The 20255-nt window shown below is 55.0% G+C and carries 18 protein-coding genes and 1 pseudogene; 6 read left to right on the top strand and 13 right to left on the bottom strand.

The features are described from left to right. Positions 1-189: 189 nt before the first annotated feature. From rpoD to rpsU, 3 genes are all read right to left on the bottom strand, one after another. Positions 190-2028 (bottom strand): RNA polymerase sigma factor RpoD, encoded by a 1839-nt coding sequence (rpoD, locus tag VH187_RS06660; RefSeq protein ID WP_329700696.1) that lies wholly within the window; start codon positions 2026-2028, stop codon positions 190-192. Between the two features lie 155 nt (positions 2029-2183). Continuing rightward, a complete protein-coding gene (gene dnaG, locus VH187_RS06665; protein ID WP_329700697.1) occupies positions 2184-3929 on the bottom strand; it encodes a DNA primase in 1746 nt (581 codons plus the stop codon). Between the two features lie 229 nt (positions 3930-4158). Further along, a complete protein-coding gene (gene rpsU / locus VH187_RS06670) occupies positions 4159-4374 on the bottom strand; it encodes a 30S ribosomal protein S21 (protein WP_001144069.1) in 216 nt (71 codons plus the stop codon). A gap of 228 nt (positions 4375-4602) precedes the next feature. On the opposite strand from rpsU, the gene tsaD reads away from it, so the two are divergent. Next, positions 4603-5616 (top strand): tRNA (adenosine(37)-N6)-threonylcarbamoyltransferase complex transferase subunit TsaD, encoded by a 1014-nt coding sequence (tsaD, locus tag VH187_RS06675; RefSeq protein ID WP_329700698.1) that lies wholly within the window; start codon positions 4603-4605, stop codon positions 5614-5616. 79 nt (positions 5617-5695) lie between these two features. On the opposite strand, the gene ureG is transcribed toward tsaD, so the two are convergent. From ureG to plsY, 8 genes are all read right to left on the bottom strand, one after another. Further along, entirely contained in the window at positions 5696-6313 is a 618-nt protein-coding gene (ureG, locus tag VH187_RS06680; RefSeq protein ID WP_329700699.1) for an urease accessory protein UreG, read from the bottom strand. Between the two features lie 9 nt (positions 6314-6322). Further along, positions 6323-6997 (bottom strand): urease accessory protein UreF, encoded by a 675-nt coding sequence (locus VH187_RS06685; protein ID WP_329700700.1) that lies wholly within the window; start codon positions 6995-6997, stop codon positions 6323-6325. Next, the gene (gene ureE / locus VH187_RS06690) at positions 6997-7467 is read right to left on the bottom strand and encodes an urease accessory protein UreE (protein ID WP_329700701.1); all 471 of its coding nucleotides are present in this window, start codon (positions 7465-7467) and stop codon (positions 6997-6999) included. The genes VH187_RS06685 and ureE overlap by 1 nt, the downstream gene beginning before the upstream one ends. Before the next feature lie 9 nt (positions 7468-7476). Beyond that, a complete protein-coding gene (gene ureC, locus VH187_RS06695; protein WP_329700702.1) occupies positions 7477-9180 on the bottom strand; it encodes an urease subunit alpha in 1704 nt (567 codons plus the stop codon). After that, on the bottom strand, positions 9177-9494 hold the full coding sequence (locus VH187_RS06700) for an urease subunit beta (protein ID WP_329700703.1): 318 nt from the start codon (positions 9492-9494) through the stop codon (positions 9177-9179). The genes ureC and VH187_RS06700 overlap by 4 nt, the downstream gene beginning before the upstream one ends. A gap of 10 nt (positions 9495-9504) precedes the next feature. Beyond that, positions 9505-9807, bottom strand: coding sequence for an urease subunit gamma (locus tag VH187_RS06705; RefSeq protein WP_097162189.1), 303 nt, complete (start codon positions 9805-9807; stop codon positions 9505-9507). A gap of 9 nt (positions 9808-9816) precedes the next feature. Then, on the bottom strand, positions 9817-10641 hold the full coding sequence (locus VH187_RS06710; RefSeq protein ID WP_329700704.1) for an urease accessory protein UreD: 825 nt from the start codon (positions 10639-10641) through the stop codon (positions 9817-9819). A 142-nt stretch (positions 10642-10783) separates the two neighbouring features. Further along, complete coding sequence (gene plsY, locus VH187_RS06715) at positions 10784-11407, bottom strand: glycerol-3-phosphate 1-O-acyltransferase PlsY (RefSeq protein ID WP_329700705.1); 624 nt, start codon at positions 11405-11407, stop codon at positions 10784-10786. A gap of 107 nt (positions 11408-11514) precedes the next feature. Between plsY and folB the strand changes: the two genes are divergently transcribed. Both folB and bacA read left to right on the top strand, forming a co-directional pair. Further along, positions 11515-11877, top strand: coding sequence for a bifunctional dihydroneopterin aldolase/7,8-dihydroneopterin epimerase (gene folB, locus VH187_RS06720; protein ID WP_329700706.1), 363 nt, complete (start codon positions 11515-11517; stop codon positions 11875-11877). A 159-nt stretch (positions 11878-12036) separates the two neighbouring features. Beyond that, positions 12037-12858 carry an undecaprenyl-diphosphate phosphatase gene (gene bacA, locus VH187_RS06725; RefSeq protein WP_329700707.1) on the top strand — a complete coding sequence of 274 codons (822 nt, stop codon included), beginning with the start codon at positions 12037-12039 and terminating at the stop codon, positions 12856-12858. Here the strand turns inward: bacA and VH187_RS06730 are convergent. Then, complete coding sequence (locus VH187_RS06730) at positions 12851-14089, bottom strand: multifunctional CCA addition/repair protein (RefSeq protein WP_329700708.1); 1239 nt, start codon at positions 14087-14089, stop codon at positions 12851-12853. The two genes, bacA and VH187_RS06730, sit on opposite strands and share 8 nt — an antisense overlap. 77 nt (positions 14090-14166) lie before the next feature. Then, entirely contained in the window at positions 14167-14787 is a 621-nt protein-coding gene (locus tag VH187_RS06735; protein WP_329700726.1) for a TIGR04211 family SH3 domain-containing protein, read from the bottom strand. Between the two features lie 199 nt (positions 14788-14986). Here VH187_RS06735 and VH187_RS06740 point away from each other — a divergent pair. From VH187_RS06740 to hldE, 3 genes and pseudogenes are all read left to right on the top strand, one after another. Continuing rightward, positions 14987-15889: pseudogene (locus VH187_RS06740) on the top strand (CYTH domain-containing protein); the annotation flags it as partial. 27 nt (positions 15890-15916) lie between these two features. Continuing rightward, positions 15917-18757 (top strand): bifunctional [glutamate--ammonia ligase]-adenylyl-L-tyrosine phosphorylase/[glutamate--ammonia-ligase] adenylyltransferase, encoded by a 2841-nt coding sequence (glnE, locus tag VH187_RS06745; RefSeq protein WP_329700709.1) that lies wholly within the window; start codon positions 15917-15919, stop codon positions 18755-18757. A gap of 47 nt (positions 18758-18804) precedes the next feature. Next, positions 18805-20238 carry a bifunctional D-glycero-beta-D-manno-heptose-7-phosphate kinase/D-glycero-beta-D-manno-heptose 1-phosphate adenylyltransferase HldE gene (gene hldE, locus VH187_RS06750; protein WP_329700710.1) on the top strand — a complete coding sequence of 478 codons (1434 nt, stop codon included), beginning with the start codon at positions 18805-18807 and terminating at the stop codon, positions 20236-20238. Positions 20239-20255 lie beyond the last annotated feature (17 nt).

Here is a 20255-nt window from a genome sequence, read left to right on the forward strand (position 1 = left end):
GGGTTACGCAGAGAGTCGTATCGGGAAACGAGATTGAGAGCCTGTCCAATGTGCATAAAAAAATCCGGAAACGAGGGAGCATTTCCGGATTCTTACACAGCCACTGGATCGATCAACCGATCCTTAACTGATCGGCATTACTCCTGAGTACGGTCTTTTTTTTTGATGGTCTAGCTAACAGCGTGACGATTAATCGTCGAGGAAGCTACGCAGGACTTCAGAGCGGCTTGGGTGGCGCAGTTTGCGCAGTGCCTTCGCTTCGATCTGACGGATACGTTCGCGGGTAACGTCGAACTGTTTACCCACTTCTTCCAGCGTGTGGTCGGTATTCATGTCGATACCGAAACGCATACGCAGAACTTTCGCTTCACGAGCAGTCAGACCCGCCAGCACGTCGTGCGTTGCCGCGCGCAGGCTTTCCGTGGTCGCAGAATCCAGCGGCAGCTCGAGGGTGGTATCCTCGATGAAATCACCCAGATGCGAATCTTCATCGTCGCCGATTGGCGTTTCCATGGAGATAGGCTCTTTGGCAATTTTCAGCACTTTACGGATTTTGTCTTCCGGCATCAGCATACGTTCAGCCAGTTCTTCCGGCGTTGGCTCACGGCCCATCTCTTGCAGCATCTGACGGGAGATACGGTTGAGTTTGTTGATGGTCTCAATCATATGCACCGGGATACGGATGGTACGCGCCTGGTCGGCGATGGAGCGGGTGATAGCCTGACGGATCCACCAGGTTGCATAAGTCGAGAACTTATAACCACGGCGATATTCAAACTTATCAACGGCTTTCATCAGGCCGATATTACCTTCCTGAATCAGGTCAAGGAATTGCAGACCACGGTTGGTGTATTTCTTGGCGATAGAAATAACCAGACGTAAGTTCGCTTCTACCATCTCTTTCTTCGCACGGCGGGCTTTCGCTTCACCGATGGACATACGACGGTTAATGTCTTTGACTTGCTCAATGGTCAGGCCGGTTTCTTCTTCGATCTGTTGCAGTTTCTGCAGGCCGCGCTGAACGTCGTCTTTCACGTCGTTCAGTTTTTCAGACCACGGCTTGTTCATTGCGACGGCTGCGTTGAACCAGGTTTCGCTGGTTTCGTTGCCGGTGAACAGGGTGATGAAGTTTTTCTTCGGCATTTTGCACTGTTCAACGCACAGCTTCATGATGATACGTTCTTGAATACGAACGCGTTCCATCATGGTACGCATGCTGTTGACCAGATAATCGAACTGTTTTGGCACCAGGCGGAACTGTTTGAATACATCAGACAGTTTCTGGATCTCTTCCTTGGACGCAGCATGGCTACGGCCTTTGGCTTTGATGGTGTCACGCGCCAGTTCGTACTGGGTGCGCAGTTCGCCGAATTTTTCACGCGCCAGCTCAGGATCGATGCTGTTGTCGTCTTCTTCCTCTTCTTCTTCCTCTTCCTCTTCTTCGTCGTCATCCCGCTCTTCCTGAGAGAGCTCTGAGCCGACGTGGGTCGCGGTTGGCGCCACGTCTTCTTCAGCGTTTGGATCGACGAAGCCGGTGATGAGGTCGGAAAGACGAGCTTCTGCGGCTTCAACGCGATCGTACTGCTCAAGCAGATAAGTGATCGCTTCCGGGTATTCTGCAACGGAGCACTGGACCTGGTTGATGCCGTCTTCGATACGCTTGGCGATGTCGATTTCGCCTTCACGGGTCAGCAGTTCAACGGTACCCATTTCGCGCATGTACATACGGACCGGATCGGTTGTACGTCCGATTTCGGATTCTACGCTGGACAATACCTGTGCGGCAGCTTCTTCCGCATCTTCGTCGGTATTGTTCGAGTTTTCAGCCAGCAGGAGATCATCGGCATCCGGCGCTTCTTCCATCACCTGAATGCCCATGTCATTGATCATTTGGATGATGTCTTCGATCTGGTCGGAATCGACGATATCTTCCGGCAGATGGTCATTGACCTCGGCATAGGTCAGATAGCCTTGCTCCTTGCCCTTGGTAACAAGAAGTTTAAGCTGTGACTGCGGGTTTTGCTCCATAAGACGGTATCCACACTTAATTCATTGATTGGTGTCGGTCGGCGATAACTAGTTACCGACTTTTAAAGCGAGGGCCTGCTTATATTATTGCCGCTGCGCCTCGGTGCGGCCTTCGGGATCGTCCCGATTGATATTCGGCACTTAAGCCGTTGAATTCATTTTTTTGCCAGTTCCTGGTTTAATGTCCAGAGCTCCCGGCGTTCTTCACTGCTTAACCCATGTGTGCGGTCTCGAGCTATCAACTCTTCTTGCCGCAGGACGAGCAGTGAATCAAACATATGGTTTAACGAGTCGGTGAACGTTTTCTCAGCGATTTCCTTATCTGCTATATCGTCCCACATCGACAGTTTTTCAAGGGTAGCGACTTCATTTGTGTCGCGATACTGTTCCAGCAGTTGGCCGGTGGTGAGTCCTGGCTGTGACAAACAAGTGTTGACCAGTTCAGAAAATAAGCCAAGTCCGGGCAGCTTTTTCGGATCAAGCCCGGTTAATGGTGGCACCAGAGCAGCAAGCTCAGGGTTCTGCACCAGTAATCCTATCAGTATACGCATGGTCGTGCGTTTTAGCTGGGGAGCGGGGCGAACAGTGCCACTTTCTGCCTGTTTCGGCATTAAACGCTCAAGCTGGGCATCTTCCAGAATCCCCAGTTTTTTACCCAACTCCTGACGCAAATAAATGCGCAGTGTTTCACCCGGCACTTGTGTTATCAGCGGCAGCGCCAGCGTACTGAGCTGCGCACGTCCGTCCGGGGTACTCAAATCTACCTGCGGCATCAGGCTGTTAAACAAAAACGTGGAGAGCGGCTGAGCCTGCTCCATCCGCGCTTCGAACGCCGCCTTACCCTCTTTACGCACCAGCGTATCCGGGTCTTCGCCATCAGGCAGAAACATAAAGCGTAACTGGCGACCGTCAGTCATATACGGCAGCGCCGTTTCCAGCGCGCGCCATGCGGCATCACGACCTGCACGGTCTCCGTCGTAACAGCAGATGACGTGTTTCGTCGCCCTGAACAACAGCTGAATATGATCGGCAGTGGTGGAGGTGCCCAACGACGCAACGGCATAGTTAATGTCGTATTGCGCCAGAGCAACCACATCCATATAGCCTTCGACCACTAACAGGCGCTGCGGTTCAGCTTCGGTTTGCTGCGCTTCATAAAGGCCATACAGCTGGCGGCCCTTATGGAAAATATCGGTTTCCGGGGAGTTTAAGTATTTCGGCAGGGCATCGCCCAACACACGACCACCAAACCCAATGACCCGGCCACGTTTATCGCGGATCGGGAACATCACCCGCTCACGAAAACGATCGTAACTGCGCCCTTGATCGTTCGTTACCAGCATTCCCGCGTCGGTGAGCGACTGCTTATCTTCACGGTTATTGCCGAAACGTTTTAAGACGTTATCCCAGCCTGGCGGCGCATAGCCAATCGCAAATCGCGCGATGACTTCGCTGCTTAAACCGCGCTTTGTCAGATACTGACGCGCAGGTTCGGCGGTAGAATGATTCAAGGATTGCTGATAAAACGTGCTCAGGCCTTCCATTAACTGATAGAGACTTTGCCGCTGATGGCGTTCTATCTGGGTCGGGCCGGAACCTGCTTCGTACGGCACTTCGAGGTTATGCATGGCCGCCAGTTCTTCGACGGTTTCCACGAACTCGAGCTTGTCGTAGTTCATCAGAAAGTCGACGGCGTTTCCGTGCGCACCACAGCCGAAGCAGTGGTAAAACTGTTTCTCACCATTGACGGTGAACGAAGGCGTTTTTTCGTTATGGAAGGGACAACACGCGTGAAAATTTTTGCCCTGTTTTTTCAGCTTAACCCGCGCGTCGATAAGATCGACGATATCGGTTCTCGCCAACAGGTCATTAATGAAGACACGTGGGATACGTCCAGCCATAAGCCCCGCAATTTCAGACGCGTCATCCTTCATATTGTCTTCACGTTGGCAGCGGCGCTTTGTTGCCCTAAAGAATGCTCAGGGGACCCGCTAACTTGCCGTCTTGATACAATTTGAATGATATCGCGAATGCGAATGTATAAACGAAAATAAGCCGCGCATTCCTTTCGGAAGCACGGCCTTTACAGCTTGAACTCAGTCTGGATTGAGAGCGTGCGCTCTCAACAGATTAGTACAGACGAGTGCGGCGTGCGTTTTCGCGAGCCAGTTTCTTCGCGTGACGTTTCACAGCAGAAGCTTTAGCGCGCTTACGTTCAGTCGTTGGTTTTTCATAAAACTCACGACGACGAACTTCCGCCAGAACACCCGCTTTTTCACAGGAACGCTTGAAGCGACGCAGTGCTACGTCGAACGGCTCGTTTTCACGTACTTTAATTACCGGCATGTAACTCTCACCTTTGATAAATTCGGTTTGCCGCTGGCATCAACGCCAGCTTATTTCAAAATGGTGCGGAATTTTACTGCAACTACCGCTGCTTTGTAAAGCACCAATGCCGTTTTTGAACGGGACTTTTGTAAGGGGGACGAGTATACACGAACTCACCCCTCAGGGTATACATCGACCCGCATTCGCCCTACACTGCGCGGTATTGAAAAGAGGTAAAAACGAACCATGCGTGTACTGGGAATTGAAACATCCTGCGATGAAACTGGCATTGCCATTTATGACGATGTGCAAGGGCTGCTAGCCAACCAATTGTATAGTCAGGTGAAACTGCACGCTGACTACGGCGGCGTGGTGCCGGAACTGGCCTCCCGCGACCACGTGCGTAAAACGGTGCCGCTGATTCAGGCGGCGCTGAAAGAAGCGAATCTGACGCCAAAAGACATTGATGCGGTGGCCTATACGGCGGGTCCTGGTTTGGTGGGAGCGTTATTAGTTGGCGCGACCGTTGGGCGTGCATTGGCGTTTGCCTGGAACGTTCCGGCAATCCCGGTTCATCATATGGAAGGGCATCTGCTGGCACCGATGCTGGAAGATAACCCGCCTGAATACCCGTTTGTCGCGCTGCTGGTTTCCGGCGGTCATACGCAATTAATAAGCGTGACCGGCATTGGTGAGTATGCACTGCTCGGCGAATCCATTGACGATGCGGCAGGCGAAGCCTTCGATAAAACCGCGAAACTGTTGGGGCTCGATTATCCTGGCGGCCCAATGCTGTCGAAAATGGCGGCACAAGGCACGGAAGGGCGCTTTGTGTTCCCGCGTCCAATGACCGATCGCCCTGGCCTGGATTTCAGTTTCTCCGGTCTGAAAACGTTCGCGGCGAACACCATTCGTTCTAATGATAACGATGATCAAACGCGTGCCGATATTGCTCGCGCATTTGAAGATGCGGTGGTCGATACACTGATGATTAAATGCCGTCGCGCGTTGGATCAAACTGGCTTTAAACGTCTGGTGATGGCGGGCGGCGTGAGTGCGAATCGTACGCTGCGCGCAAAACTGGCAGAGATGATGCACAAGCGTAATGGCGAAGTGTTTTATGCGCGTCCGGAGTTTTGCACCGATAACGGCGCGATGATCGCGTACGCCGGTATGGTGCGTTTAAAAACCGGCGCCACAGCAGATCTCGGCGTCACCGTGCGTCCGCGCTGGCCTCTGGCGGAATTACCCGCCGCGTAAATTTGCCGGGCGGCACTTCGTTTGCACTGGCCTACGCTTTTGTAGGCACGGTAAGCGAAGCGCCACCGGGCAGCATGCATTACCCCTTCAGCATTCCCTTATCTTCCAGAAACGCAATAATCGTCGCCAGTCCGTCACCCGCTTTCAGGTTGGTAAACGTCCACGGGCGCTCGCCGCGCATGCGGTTGGTATCCCGTTCCATCACTTCCAGCGATGCCCCAACGTACGGCGCGAGATCGGTTTTGTTGATCACCAGAAAATCAGATTTGGTGATCCCCGGCCCGCCTTTGCGTGGGATCTTTTCCCCTTCGGCAACGTCAATGACGTAAATCGTCAGGTCTGCCAGTTCCGGGCTGAACGTCGCACTGAGGTTATCACCGCCACTTTCGACGAAGATCAGATCCAGATTGCCGAATTTCTCGCTTAATGCTTCCACTGCCGCCAGATTCATCGACGCATCTTCGCGAATAGCGGTATGCGGGCAGCCGCCTGTTTCGACGCCGACAATGCGTTCCGGCTCGAGCGCGCCAGCTTCGGTCAAAATGCGCTGATCTTCTTTGGTGTAGATATCGTTGGTGACCACCGCCAAATGGTAAGAATCACGCATTGCCTTGCACAGGGCTTCCAGCAGGGCGGTTTTACCGGAACCGACCGGGCCGCCGACGCCGACGCGCAGCGGATGTTTGTAACTTGCCATACTTTCTCCTCAGGAACGGAAAATCCGGGAATATTGGGTTTCGTGACGGGCTGAGGCAATAGCCGCCAGCGGCGTTGCGGAACCGATATGTTCGTCGGGGCAATTCAGCCCCCGCTCAACGCCTGTGGCGTAGTGTTCGCACAGCGTCATAATCATTTTTTGCGCCGCCTGCTGGCCAAACGGCACCAGTTTCACGCCCGCCATTACGGCACTTTCGATCCATGAATAGCCGAGCGTCAGTGCCAGTTCTTTCAATTCGATTTGCCAGCGCACGCCAAGCCACGCCATACCGCACAGTTGACTCTGATTAAACAGCGCGCGGTAGTCGGAAGGGCAATCCGGCTGCCAGTCGTACAGCAGTCGCGTAAATGCCTGCCCACGGTTACGTTCTTCTTCGCGCAGTTCACGTGTTTCACGGCAGGCTAATAGCCATGCGGTCCAGCGTTGTGCCGCTTCACCGTCGTTCTGTTGCCACGCGTAATACAACCGTGCAAACAGCGGCAAATCGACATGAAAAAAACTCTGTTCCATCTGCTGCGTTTGCCAATGCGCAAAGGCGGCGGTGTCTTTTATCCAGCCCGCTTCGACGGCCCATTCCAGGCCCTGCGACCAGCTGTAGCCACCGACCGGCAGGTTGCTGCTCGCCAGCTGTAATAGCCGCAGACGTTGCGTGATGTCGGTCATCAGTGGCTGTGCGAATGTGAATGCGAGTGGTGATGCCCTTGCGCTTCGCTGGTATATGCCCCGGCCTCCGGTTCGAAAGGCAAATGCGCAAAGGTCACCTCCAGTCCGAACTGACGCAGCATGTCGTCGAGGACGTGATCGTGATGGAAGCGCAGTTCGCCGGGCATGATTTGCAGCGGCACGTGGCGGTTGCCGAGGTGGTAACAGGCTTTAGCGAGCTGGAACGGATCGGCGCAGCGAACGACAGACACCCCTTCATCGGCGGCAATCACTTCGATAAATTCGCTGCCGTCTTCGCTGCACAGAATGTCGCCCCCACGCAGTAGCAGGCCGCGAGGCAGCATCAGTCCGGCTTCGCGCCCGTCGCTGAGCGTCACTTTGGCGCGGCTTTTTACCCGTACGTCAATCGACAGTGTGACGCTGGCAGTCAGAGAGTGCGCGTGGTCGACGCGCTGAGTCAGGTACAGCATCGTGGCTCCTTAAAACAGAAAATAGCGTTGTGCCATCGGCAGAATTTCAGCCGGTTCGCTGGTGATCAGTTTGCCATCGACTTTCACTTCATAAGTCTGGGCGTCGACGGTGATATTGGGTTGCAGGCTGTTGTGGATCATGTCGGCTTTTTTCACTGTCCGGCAGCCTTTCGCGACGGCGATTTGGCTCTTTAATCCCAACTGCTGTGGCACGTTATTATCGAGTGCCGCCTGCGAAAGAAACGTTAAACGGCAATGATGACGAGCCGCGCCGAGTGAGCCAAACATCGGACGGTAGTGCACCGGCTGCGGCGTAGGAATGGAGGCGTTGATGTCGCCCATCGGGGCCATGGCAATCATCCCCCCTTTAATGATAGCGGCAGGTTTTACGCCAAAAAAGGCCGGTGACCACAGCACCAGGTCCGCCATTTTTGCCGCTTCAATGGAGCCAACTTCATGCGCAATGCCGTGCGTCAGCGCCGGGTTGATGGTGTATTTAGCGATGTAGCGCTTCACGCGGAAATTGTCGTTATCGCCTTGTTCTTCCTCCAGCGCGCCACGCTGTACCTTCATGCGATGCGCCACTTGCCAGGTGCGTAGAATCACTTCGCCCACACGGCCCATTGCCTGTGAATCCGATGACGTCAGCGAAAACGCGCCGATGTCATGCAACACGTCTTCGGCTGCGATGGTTTCCCGGCGAATGCGCGATTCGGCAAACGCCACGTCTTCGGCGATATCGGGCGACAGATGATGGCAAACCATCAGCATGTCGAGATGTTCGTCGATGGTGTTGACGGTGTAGGGTAGCGTCGGATTAGTGGACGATGGCAGAATGTTTGGGTACGCACAGGCGGTGATGATGTCCGGCGCATGGCCGCCGCCCGCGCCTTCGGTGTGGAACGTGTGGATGGTGCGATCGCCAATTGCCGCCAGCGTGTCTTCGACAAAACCGGATTCGTTGAGCGTGTCGCTGTGCAGCGCCACCTGAATGTCCATCTCTTCGGCGACCGTCAGTGAGCAGTCGATGGCGGCAGGCGTTGCACCCCAATCCTCGTGAATTTTCAGGCCGATTACGCCTGCGACAACTTGCTCGCGCAGCGTGTCCGGATTTGAGCCGTTGCCTTTGCCGAGCAGGCCGATATTGACCGGCAGGCTGTCGATGGCTTGCAGCATTCGGCTGATGTACCACGGCCCCGGTGTGCAGGTGGTGGCGTTAGTCCCAGCCGCAGGGCCAGTCCCGCCGCCGATCATCGTGGTGACGCCAGACACTAACGCTTCTTCCGCTTGTTGCGGGCAGATCCAGTGAATGTGCGTGTCGACGCCGCCCGCGGTGACGATCTTACCTTCAGCGGCGATCACTTCCGTACCGACGCCAATCGGGATCGTCACATCAGGCTGAATGTCCGGGTTGCCGGCTTTACCGACGGCGAAGATCCTGCCGTCCTTCACGCCGATATCCGCTTTAACGATCCCCCAGTGATCGATGATTAGCGCGTTGGTCAGCACCAGATCCACGCAGTCATCGCTCAGCATCTGGCCCTGGCCCATGCCGTCGCGGATCACTTTGCCTCCGCCGAATTTGACCTCTTCGCCGTAAGTAGTGAAATCGTTTTCGACTTCAATCCACAGATCCGTGTCGGCGAGTCGCACTTTGTCGCCGGTAGTCGGGCCGAACATGTCGGCATAAGCCTGGCGGGAAATATCAGTCATGGCTTCGTCTCCAGTTCACCCATCACATCGCCGCGAAAACCGTAAATGCGTTTATCGCCAGCCACGGCGACCAGCTCCACTTCGCGCTTTTGTCCGGGTTCGAAGCGTACGGCGGTGCCTGCTGCAATGTTCAGACGAAAGCCTTTGCACGGCTCTCTGTCGAATTTCAGCGCCGGGTTTACTTCGTAGAAATGATAATGCGAACCCACCTGGATCGGCCGATCGCCGTGGTTTTCGACGATCGTTTTTCGTGTTTCGCGGCCCGCGTTAAGGGCAATGTTGCCGCTCTGAATCTTATATTCGCCGGGGATCATCGTGGTGGCCTCAGAGTATCGGGTTATGGACGGTGACGAGTTTAGATCCGTCCGGGAAGGTGGCTTCCACCTGAATGTCGGGGATCATTTCTGGTACGCCTTCCATCACTTGATCGCGGGTCAGCACGTGACGACCGTCTTCCATCAGCGAGGCCACGCTTTTGCCGTCACGCGCGCCTTCCATGATGAACGCGCTGATCAACGCCACAGACTCGGGATAATTCAGTTTCACGCCACGGGCGAGGCGGCGCTCTGCCACGAGGGCGGCGGTGAATAACAGCAGCTTGTCTTTTTCTCTGGGCGTCAGTTCCATAGCATTCTCTCAGGTCAGCCAGATTCGGGGGAACGTGGGGGATTTGTTCAACAATTGCGGGCGCAGCGTCTGCCAGATCTCACGCATTGCGCGCTGGCAAATCAGATTATCGGACGACAAAAAACGGACCATCAGCAGCCCCTCGGTCAACGTCGCCCCGGCGTATGTTTCAAGCGGTGTGAGCTTTTCGCGCACGTCATCCAGCATGGTTTCATCGGCAGGGTAAAACACCAGGCTACCAATCCACGGCTGTTCCGCAATAGCGCTCAGATCGCCATCGGTGAGGTGCAGACGCTCAATCAGCAGTGGCTGGTCGTTTTTCCAGATTTCCAGACGACTGGATATTTCGCCGTGGCTAAAGGTTTCGCCCATCACCGGACGACCCAGGCAAAACAAGTCCCAGGCGAGTAGGCGAGCGCCTTCTTGCAAATGGAAAACGTTGTGAAGCGTGGCTCGGGCTCCGGGAAAGAAAATAGTGTCCTGCGGCAGCCATTCGAGCACCGTGTTTTTCGCCAGGTCGAAGCGCTGGCTAAGTCGCGCCTGTGGGCCGTGACTGCGATAAAACTTACTGGCACCAGGCATGGTAATCAGCGCATGGCTTTCGGCTTCAAGCGTGACACGGATATCCAGCTCATCACCGCCAACGATACCGCCAGGAGGATGAAGCAAATAGAGATGGCAGGTGTCGCCTTCGGGATAAAAGGGGCGTTGGACGGTTAACGGACCGGAATGGCGAGCGGAGGCCAGCACCGTTTTTTCCGGCGTGTGGCGAAACTGCAGAGCAAGCGAGGCGCGCCAGCCCGTTTTTTCACTCTCGCGTTCTGCGCCAGACACTGTGGCACCCCTGCAATTGCGTGATTAATCAGACGCTAATGAGTATGGATCACTGGGCAGGCTTCGCGGTCATAGGAAAGGCTTATGATGTTAAAAAAATGTAATTATTGATGTCGCCGCACGAACGGCGGCGACGGCAGAACTAGTCCTGCGGTTCCTGATGTTTTTTATTTCTCTTCAGACGAGCCCAGATTTTGGTTTCCTGATGACGCCACAGGCGCTGAATGTTGTCGTGATGACGCAGCAGGATAAGGCAGGAGAGCATCGACACCGGGAAAGTGTATTGTGGCATGAACCACCAGACGTAAAACGGGGCGACCAGCGCGCTGACGATAGCACCCAGCGACGAATACCCACTCAGTAGAATGGTCAGTAGCCAGGTGCCGGCCATTACGCCTGTGAGATCCCAGCCGATAGGCGCAATCGCACCAAACGCCGTTGCGACACCTTTGCCGCCACGGAAACCGAAGAATACTGGCCAGATGTGGCCGAGACAGGCGGCAATGGCGACCATGCCGAGCCAGAACGGGGTGAACCCCAACGCCCAGGCACCCCAGGTCGGCAACATGCCTTTGAGAATGTCGAAGATCAGTACGGCTACGGCTGCGCCCTTGCCGCCAATGCGCAAAACGTTGGTCGCGCCGGGATTGCCGGAGCCGCTGTCGCGTGGATCAGGCAGACCCGCGAGGCGGCAGACCAGAATGGCGCTGGAGATTGAGCCGCAAAGGTAGGCGAGGATCACCATGCCAGGCGCGATTGCACTCATAACGCTGTTCCGTTTTGAAAATGTATCGGTATTCTCTTCATCTGTGGATAATACGCATATTTTGTCGGAAGTGGTATCCGACACAGACAAAAAGCAGGCGGGGCGTGATGGATATTGTATTTATAGAGCAACTTTCGGTTATCACCACTATCGGTGTTTACGACTGGGAACAGACCATCGAACAGAAGCTGGTGTTCGATATCGAAATGGCGTGGGACAACCGTAAATCGGCGGCCAGCGACAACGTTGAGGATTGTCTGAGCTATGCCGACATCAGCGACGCGGTGATAGCGCACGTCGAAGGCGGACGTTTTGCGCTGGTGGAGCGTGTGGCGGAAGAAGTCGCCGAAATATTGCTGACGCGTTTTAACTCGCCATGGGTGCGGATCAAACTCAGCAAACCCGGTGCGGTAGCGCGTGCGGCGAATGTTGGGGTGATTATTGAGCGTGGCAAAAATCTGAAAGCGTAAGAATAGATTCATCAGAGTTAAACGAAACGCCGATAGCTATGTCTTATCTCCTTCATACTTCAAGTTACAGGTGTGTCGGCTATAACTTGAATTATTTAGGGGCTTAAAGCTGGATTCATTTTTTCAGCTTCTTTTTTTCTATTATTTAAGGGTTTATTGATGAGCGATCTGCACTCGCTGCTGGTGGCGGCAATCCTCGGGATTGTCGAAGGACTGACCGAGTTTTTACCCGTATCCAGCACCGGTCACATGATTATTGTCGGCCATCTGTTGGGCTTTGAAGGTGATAAAGCGAACACGTTTGAAGTGGTCATCCAACTGGGGTCAATTTTGGCTGTGGTGGTGATGTTCTGGCGTCGTCTGTTTGGTCTTATTGGCATTCATTTTGGTCGGCCTCCGGTTCATGAAGGCGAAGGAAAAGGGCGTCTGTCACTGATCCATGTTCTGCTGGCGATGATCCCGGCGGTGGTGCTGGGACTGGTGCTGCACGACACCATCAAATCATTGTTCAACCCAATTAACGTGATGTACGCGCTGGTGGTGGGCGGTTTCCTGCTGATTGCAGCGGAACTGTTAAAGCCGAAAGAGCCGCGCACGACAGGGCTGGACGATATGACCTATCGCCAGGCATTTCTGATTGGTTGCTTCCAGTGTCTGGCGCTGTGGCCGGGCTTCTCTCGCTCAGGTGCGACCATCTCAGGCGGCATGCTGCTGGGGATCAGTCGCTATGTGGCTGCGGAGTTTTCCTTCCTGCTGGCGGTGCCGATGATGATGGGAGCCACGGTTCTTGATGTCTACAAGAGCATCGGCTTCCTCACGACGTCTGATATTCCGATGTTTGCCGTGGGCTTTGTGACCGCGTTTATCGTGGCGCTGATTGCCATCAAAACCTTCCTGCACATCATTAAACGGATCACTTTTATTCCGTTCGCCATCTATCGTTTCATCGTGGCGGCAGCGGTTTACGCGGTGTTTATGTAACCTGCGGACAGCGTTTTTCTTTCCACTGCGCGACGGCCTCAATGCGTCGTCGCGTCAGTTCTTCCCGCACTTCCGGCCCTTTAAATCCTGCCTCAATCACCGGCTTCGTCGGTACTGATTTCGCCACTTCCCACGCTTCACGCAGCAAACGCCCTTGCGGATAATCACAGGCTTCAAACCCGGTGCGTCCACGGACATCGGCTTCACTGGTTAGCGCTAATTGTTCCACGCGCTGCGGTTTACGCCATGCATCGATTGAATCAAACAGCTTCACCAGGGTTGCCGGCTTGAGGATCGGAAGCGTGTGGATCAGGTCGTGGAATTCCGCGACCAGTTTGGCGAGGTCGCGCATCTCATTGGGAACACGAAGACGGGCGCTCAGCTTTTCGACCAGTTTCACGCCTGCCGGACCATGCCCGTGGTGACGTGGCCAGAATTCTTTCGGTGTTAATCCTTTACCCAAATCGTGGCACAGCGTGGCAAAGCGCACATCGAGCGCAGGCGTCAGCATTGCCGCCATCGACAAGGTCATCAGCGTATGCACGCCGGTATCGATTTCAGGATGCCATTTGGCAGGGGCGGGCACGCCATACAGCGCGTCGATTTCAGGGAACAGCACTTTCAGTGCGCCGCAGTCACGCAACGTCTGGAAGAAAACCTGCGGGTTACGGGTGCTCAGTGCGTTTTCAGTCTCTTTCCACACGCGTTCCGGCGTGAGGTGCTCTAACTCTCCGGCAGCGGTCATTTCGCGCATCAACGCCAGAGTTTCATCGGCAATGCGGAAACTCAAATGGGCGTAGCGGGCGGCGAAACGCGCCACGCGCAATACGCGTAACGGATCTTCGCTAAAGGCAGAGGACACGTGGCGCAGCAGGCGATTGTGTAAATCTTGCTGACCGTTAAACGGATCAACGATTTCGCCATTATCGTCTTGCGCCAGCGCGTTAACCGTCAGGTCACGGCGGAGCAAATCTTGTTCAAGCGTGACGTCCGGTGCGGCATAGCAGGTAAAACCGGTGTAACCCGAACCGGATTTCCGTTCGGTGCGCGCGAGGGCATATTCTTCGTGGGATTTTGGATGGAGAAAAACAGGAAAATCGCGGCCTACCTGCTGGTAGCCCGCGTCGAGCATTTGCTGTGGGGTGGCGCCGACTACGACCCAATCTTTGTCTTTGACCGGTAGGCCTAACAACGCATCGCGAACTGCACCACCGACCAGATATGTCTTCACGCCACTCATCTCCTCACACTGTTTATCTGACGATAATACGTAAGTGTAGAGGAGATGGCTAATCGGGCCGCCGGGTGTTAGTTCATCCAGCGATCGTTGCGCTTGCGGCTTGGCACCAGACGCGGAAGCACCAGACCCAGGATCAGACCTACGCCCAGCACGCCGCCGCCATACATAAACCACTGCATGATGATGGTGCGCTGCTTGTCATCCAGCTGCAGATTGGCGGCATTCACCTTTTTCTGCGCTACGATGAGTTCGTTTTTCAGCTTTTGGTTTTCCGCTTTCAGCCCGTTAATGACGCCATCGCTCTGCGACACTTTTTTCTGCATATCAGCAGTGCGTTCATTCCAGGTGCCGTCAATATTGTTCAGTTTGTCAGTCAGGGTTTTAACCTGGCTTTCCAGATCCGGTACACGCGTTTTGAAACTCGGTTCGCTGGTCAGTTCTTTCAGCGGGATCCACGCGGTACGCCCGTTGCTGTCACGCACCTGAGCGTATTTGGTTGCATCGTTGGTTTGTAACAGGGTGACGGCTTCACCTGCAGAAACGGTGCCTGCAAGGCGGTAGTTATCGCCAGGGCCACTGCGGACCCAGGTGTTCAGTTCGTCGGAGACGTAACGCGTTTCTTCCGCGTGAACAATGGCAGAAGCGCTAAGCGCAAATAAAGTTAATCCAATCAGGCGTAATTTAGGCATGTGATCATCGTTATTGTCATAAAGTGAATCGAGAATAATGGCATCAGTCTGACGATGCCAGGTATTCTGCCGCAATCAGAATCCTCCAGGAGGACGTTGCATGGCAAAGTACCGCGAAATACACTCTAACTGACAAAAAAGCTGCGCGGAAGTTCGGCGTAACGTTCAATCAAGGCTTCGCAACCATAAGAAAACAGTCATGGATCAGGAAATCGAATTGAAGTTCATCGTTGAGCCGCAGGGCGTTGAGACCCTCCGTACGCAGCTTAACGCTCTTTCAGCGGAGCACATTCCCTCCGCTCAACTGCTCAATATTTATTATGAGACAAACGACAATTGGCTGCGTCGTCACGACATGGGTCTGCGTATTCGCGGTCACAATGGTCGTTTTGAAATGACGATGAAAATCGCCGGTAAGGTTGTTGGCGGTTTACATCAACGCCCTGAATACAATATCGATCTCGATAAAGCCGAGCTGGCGCTGGAGAAACTCCCGGCCGAAGTGTGGCCGCAAGGAACACTGCCGCCAGAGCTGGCGTCCCAGGTGAACCCGCTGTTCAGCACCGATTTCTGGCGCGAAAAATGGCTGGTAAATCACAATCAGAGCCGCATCGAACTGGCGCTGGATTTGGGTGATGTGAAGGCTGGCGCACACCAGGAGCCGATTTGCGAGCTTGAACTGGAACTGCTTCACGGTAATGTTGAAGATATTCTGGATCTTGCAGAGCAGCTGCTTTCCGCGGGTGTGTTACGTCAGGGAAGTCTCAGTAAAGCGGCGCGCGGATACCATCTGGCGGCGGGCAATGTCGAACGTTCGTTGAAAAAAGCCGAATTCAATGCGCAGGACAATGCGTCGCTCGAAGCGGCGCTGGCGCACTGGCAGTATCACGAAGAGCTGTGGTTGCGCGGAAATACCGCCGCGAAAGCCGAAGTGCTCAAGGCCGTTGCGTTTATCCGGGAAAATCTGCAAAACGAACATGAAATGGCCGCAGAGCAAATGGCGCAAATTGGCGACGCGATTTCCACGGCCTCCAGCGCAAATGAAGCGGCATTTAAGCCGCAAATTGCTCAGGCCAAACTGATGCTGACGGCCTTTTTGGTCACCGGACGATAGTCAAACGAGGTAGTCATGACGCCGTTTTCTTTGCAGTTACAGCAGCACTGGCAGACGGTGATTGACCGACTGCCAGAAGATTTCCCGTCCCGCTCGTTCAGCCCGCAGGCGCAGGCGGCGATGACCTTTAGCGATTTTATCAGCCAAAGCGTTGCGGCCCGGCCGGAGTGGCTGAGCGAGCTGGAAAACAACCCGCCACAGGGCGATGAATGGCAGCATTACGCCGCCTGGCTGCAAGAGGCACTGGCGAGCGTCACTGATGAGAACAGCCTGATGCGCGAACTGCGCCTGTTCCGTCGCCGCGTGATGGTACGTATCGCGTGGGCGCAAGCGCTGTCGCTCATCTCCACTGAAAGCAGTTTGCAGCAGTTGAGCCATCTCGCGGAAACGCTGATTGTTGCCACGCGTGACTGGCTCTACGACGCCTGTTGCCGTGAATGGGGCACGCCGTGTAACGCCGAGGGCAAACCGCAGCCGTTGCTGATTTTAGGTATGGGCAAACTCGGCGGTGGTGAACTCAATTTCTCCTCTGATATCGACCTGATTTTTGCCTGGCCGGAACACGGTTCGACTCAGGGTGGACGCCGCGAACTCGACAATGCGCAGTTCTTTACCCGCATGGGGCAACGGCTTATTAAAGCGCTGGATCAGCCAACGATGGACGGTTTTGTCTACCGCGTCGATATGCGCCTGCGCCCGTTTGGCGAAAGTGGCCCGCTGGTGCTGAGCTTTGCCGCACTGGAAGATTACTACCAGGAACAAGGACGTGACTGGGAGCGTTACGCGATGGTCAAAGCGCGGATCATGGGTGACAGCGAAGGTACGTACGTGAATGAACTACGCGCCACGCTGCGACCGTTTGTTTTCCGTCGTTATATTGATTTCAGTGTGATCCAGTCGCTGCGTAATATGAAAGGGATGATTGCCCGTGAAGTGCGTCGTCGCGGCCTGAAAGACAACATCAAACTCGGTGCGGGCGGCATTCGCGAAATCGAATTTATCGTCCAGGTTTTCCAACTGATCCGTGGTGGTCGCGAGCCATCGCTGCAAGGCCGTGCGCTATTGCCGACGCTGGAAGCCATCGACGCGCTGCATCTTTTGCCCGAAGGCGACGCGCAGGTGCTGCATGACGCCTATCTGTTTTTGCGCCGTCTGGAAAACCTGCTGCAAAGCATCAACGACGAACAGACACAAACCCTGCCACAGGATGAACTCAACCGTGCGCGTCTGGCGTGGGGCATGGGTTTTGCCGATTGGGAAACGCTGACGCAAACGCTCGATGAACACATGGCTCGCGTGCGTCAGGTCTTCAACGAACTGATTGGCGATGATGAAGAAACGTCAGCAGATGAGCAGTTGTCTGAGCACTGGCGCGAGCTGTGGCAGGACGCATTACAGGAAGATGACACCACGCCAGTGCTGGCGCATCTGAGCGACAACGACAGGCATCAGGTGTTGGCGCTGATCGCCGATTTCCGCAAAGAACTCGACAGGCGCACCATTGGACCGCGCGGGCGTCAGGTGCTGGATTCGTTAATGCCGCATCTGCTGAGCGAGGTGTGCAGTCGTGAAGACGCCCCGGTGCCGTTGGCGCGTATCATGCCGCTGTTGACCGGGATCGTCACCCGCACCACCTATCTTGAACTCCTGAGTGAATTCCCCGGCGCGTTGAAACATCTGATCCGCCTGTGTGCCGCCTCGCCGATGGTCGCAACTAAGCTGGCGCGTTATCCGCTGCTGCTTGATGAACTGCTCGATCCAAACACGTTGTATCAGCCGACAGCCACCGACGCGTATCGCGACGAACTGCGTCAGTATCTGCTGCGTGTACCGGAAGAAGATGAAGAGCAACAGCTCGAAGCGCTGCGTCAGTTTAAGCAATCACAGTCGTTGCGTGTGGCGGCTGCGGATATCGCCGGAACGCTGCCAGTGATGAAAGTGAGCGATCACTTAACCTGGCTGGCCGAAGCGATGATTGACGCCGTCGTTCAGCAAGCCTGGGTGCAAATGGTAGCCCGTTTCGGTCAACCGTCCCATCTGGCTGAACGTGAGGGGCGCGGTTTTGCAGTGGTTGGTTACGGTAAGTTAGGCGGTTGGGAGTTGGGCTACAGTTCTGATCTTGATCTCGTGTTCCTGCACGATTGCCCGATGGATGTTATGACCGACGGCGAACGTGAAATCGACGGACGCCAGTTCTATCTGCGCCTTGCTCAGCGCATCATGCATCTGTTCAGCACCCGAACCTCATCTGGCATCCTGTACGAAGTGGACGCTCGCTTACGTCCTTCTGGCGCAGCGGGAATGCTCGTCACCACGACGGATGCGTTTGCCGATTATCAGCGCAATGAAGCCTGGACCTGGGAGCATCAGGCGTTGGTGCGAGCGCGGGTAGTGTATGGCGACCCGCAGCTGCAAACACAGTTCGATGCCATTCGTCGGGATATTCTGATTTCTGTCCGCGAAGGCGAAAAACTGCAAACGGAAGTGCGTGAGATGCGCGAGAAAATGCGCTCACATCTTGGCGGGAAACATCGGGATCGCTTTGATATTAAAGCTGATGAAGGCGGGATCACCGACATTGAGTTTATCACTCAGTATCTGGTGCTGCGTTTTGCACATGATAAACCGAAGCTGACGCGCTGGTCGGACAATGTGCGCATTCTCGAACTGCTCGCGCAAAACGACATCATGGATGAGCAAGAAGCACTGACGCTGAGCCGCGCTTACACCACGCTTCGCGATGCGCTGCATCATCTTGCGCTGCAGGAAGAGCCGGGCCATGTGGCGCTGGACGCATTTACCACTGAACGCGAGCAGGTCAAAGCCAGCTGGCGGAAGTGGCTGGTTATGCCATGAATTATGCTATTATCGCGCGCAATTGATGAATATTTCAGGAGTCTGGAATGAAAGTAACGCTGCCAGAATTTGAACGTGCAGGCGTCATGGTTGTGGGTGATGTGATGCTGGACCGCTACTGGTACGGCCCAACGAGTCGCATTTCCCCGGAAGCGCCGGTCCCGGTGGTGAAAGTTGATACCATTGAAGAACGCCCTGGCGGCGCGGCTAACGTGGCGATGAACATTGCGTCACTGGGCGCGACTTCTCGTCTGGTCGGACTCACCGGTATTGATGATGCCGCGCGTGCGCTGAGCAAAGCGCTGGCAGACGTGAACGTTAAGTGCGATTTCGTCTCCGTGCCGACGCATCCGACGATCACTAAGCTGCGTGTACTTTCACGCAACCAGCAGTTGATCCGCCTCGATTTCGAAGAAGGTTTTGCTGGCGTTGATCCGCAGCCGATGCACGAACGTATTCAACAGGCGCTGGGTCATATCGGCGCGCTGGTGCTGTCCGATTACGCTAAAGGCGCGCTGGAAAGCGTGCAAGAGATGATTCAACTGGCGCGCAAAGCGGGTGTGCCGGTGCTGATCGACCCGAAAGGCACGGATTTTGAGCGCTATCGCGGGGCGACGCTGCTGACGCCAAACCTGTCTGAGTTTGAAGCCGTGACCGGCAAATGCAAAAACGAAGCAGAAATCGTTGAGCGTGGCATGAAAGTAATGGCGGATTACGATCTCTCTGCGCTGTTGGTGACCCGTTCAGAACAAGGCATGACGCTGCTGCAACCGGGCAAAGCCCCGCTGCATATGCCGACGCAGGCGCAGGAAGTGTATGACGTAACCGGTGCCGGTGACACGGTGATTGGCGTGCTGGCGGCGACGCTGGCGGCTGGCAACTCGCTGGAAGAAGCGTGCTTCTTTGCGAATGCGGCGGCGGGCGTTGTGGTCGGTAAACTTGGCACATCTACCGTTTCACCTATCGAGCTGGAAAATGCTGTTCGCGGTCGCGCGGATACCGGTTTTGGCGTGATGAGCGAAGCCGAGCTGAAACAAGCTGTTCTGGCGGCGCATAAGCGTGGTGAGAAAGTGGTGATGACCAACGGCGTGTTCGACATTCTGCACGCGGGTCATGTTTCTTATCTCGCGAATGCGCGTAAGCTGGGCGATCGTCTGATTGTCGCCGTCAACAGCGATGCATCGACCAAGCGCCTGAAAGGGGAAACCCGTCCGGTGAACCCGCTGGAACAGCGGATGATCGTGCTGGGTGCGTTGGGATCCGTCGACTGGGTGGTTTCTTTTGAAGAAGATACCCCACAGCGTCTGATTGCCGGGATCTTGCCAGATCTGCTGGTGAAAGGCGGTGATTATAAGCCGGACCAAATCGCGGGTAGCGAAGAAGTCTGGGCGAACGGCGGGGAAGTGATGGTGCTGAACTTTGAAGATGGTTGTTCGACCACCAACATTATCAAGCGTATTCAAAAAGACAGCGGCAAATAAGTCGTTGTCAGAAATGA

This window comes from Scandinavium sp., assembly GCF_036271055.1.
In the GTDB taxonomy this organism is placed as follows: domain Bacteria; phylum Pseudomonadota; class Gammaproteobacteria; order Enterobacterales; family Enterobacteriaceae; genus Scandinavium.

Coding starts and splice junctions, on each gene's coding strand:
- rpoD (WP_329700696.1), bottom strand. CDS start 2,028: ATGGAGCAAAACCCGCAGTCACAGCTTAAACTTCTTGTTACCAAGGGC.
- dnaG (WP_329700697.1), bottom strand. CDS start 3,929: ATGGCTGGACGTATCCCACGTGTCTTCATTAATGACCTGTTGGCGAGA.
- rpsU (WP_001144069.1), bottom strand. CDS start 4,374: ATGCCGGTAATTAAAGTACGTGAAAACGAGCCGTTCGACGTAGCACTG.
- tsaD (WP_329700698.1), top strand. CDS start 4,603: ATGCGTGTACTGGGAATTGAAACATCCTGCGATGAAACTGGCATTGCC.
- ureG (WP_329700699.1), bottom strand. CDS start 6,313: ATGGCAAGTTACAAACATCCGCTGCGCGTCGGCGTCGGCGGCCCGGTC.
- VH187_RS06685 (WP_329700700.1), bottom strand. CDS start 6,997: ATGACCGACATCACGCAACGTCTGCGGCTATTACAGCTGGCGAGCAGC.
- ureE (WP_329700701.1), bottom strand. CDS start 7,467: ATGCTGTACCTGACTCAGCGCGTCGACCACGCGCACTCTCTGACTGCC.
- ureC (WP_329700702.1), bottom strand. CDS start 9,180: ATGACTGATATTTCCCGCCAGGCTTATGCCGACATGTTCGGCCCGACT.
- VH187_RS06700 (WP_329700703.1), bottom strand. CDS start 9,494: ATGATCCCCGGCGAATATAAGATTCAGAGCGGCAACATTGCCCTTAAC.
- VH187_RS06705 (WP_097162189.1), bottom strand. CDS start 9,807: ATGGAACTGACGCCCAGAGAAAAAGACAAGCTGCTGTTATTCACCGCC.
- plsY (WP_329700705.1), bottom strand. CDS start 11,407: ATGAGTGCAATCGCGCCTGGCATGGTGATCCTCGCCTACCTTTGCGGC.
- folB (WP_329700706.1), top strand. CDS start 11,515: ATGGATATTGTATTTATAGAGCAACTTTCGGTTATCACCACTATCGGT.
- bacA (WP_329700707.1), top strand. CDS start 12,037: ATGAGCGATCTGCACTCGCTGCTGGTGGCGGCAATCCTCGGGATTGTC.
- VH187_RS06735 (WP_329700726.1), bottom strand. CDS start 14,787: ATGCCTAAATTACGCCTGATTGGATTAACTTTATTTGCGCTTAGCGCT.
- glnE (WP_329700709.1), top strand. CDS start 15,917: ATGACGCCGTTTTCTTTGCAGTTACAGCAGCACTGGCAGACGGTGATT.
- hldE (WP_329700710.1), top strand. CDS start 18,805: ATGAAAGTAACGCTGCCAGAATTTGAACGTGCAGGCGTCATGGTTGTG.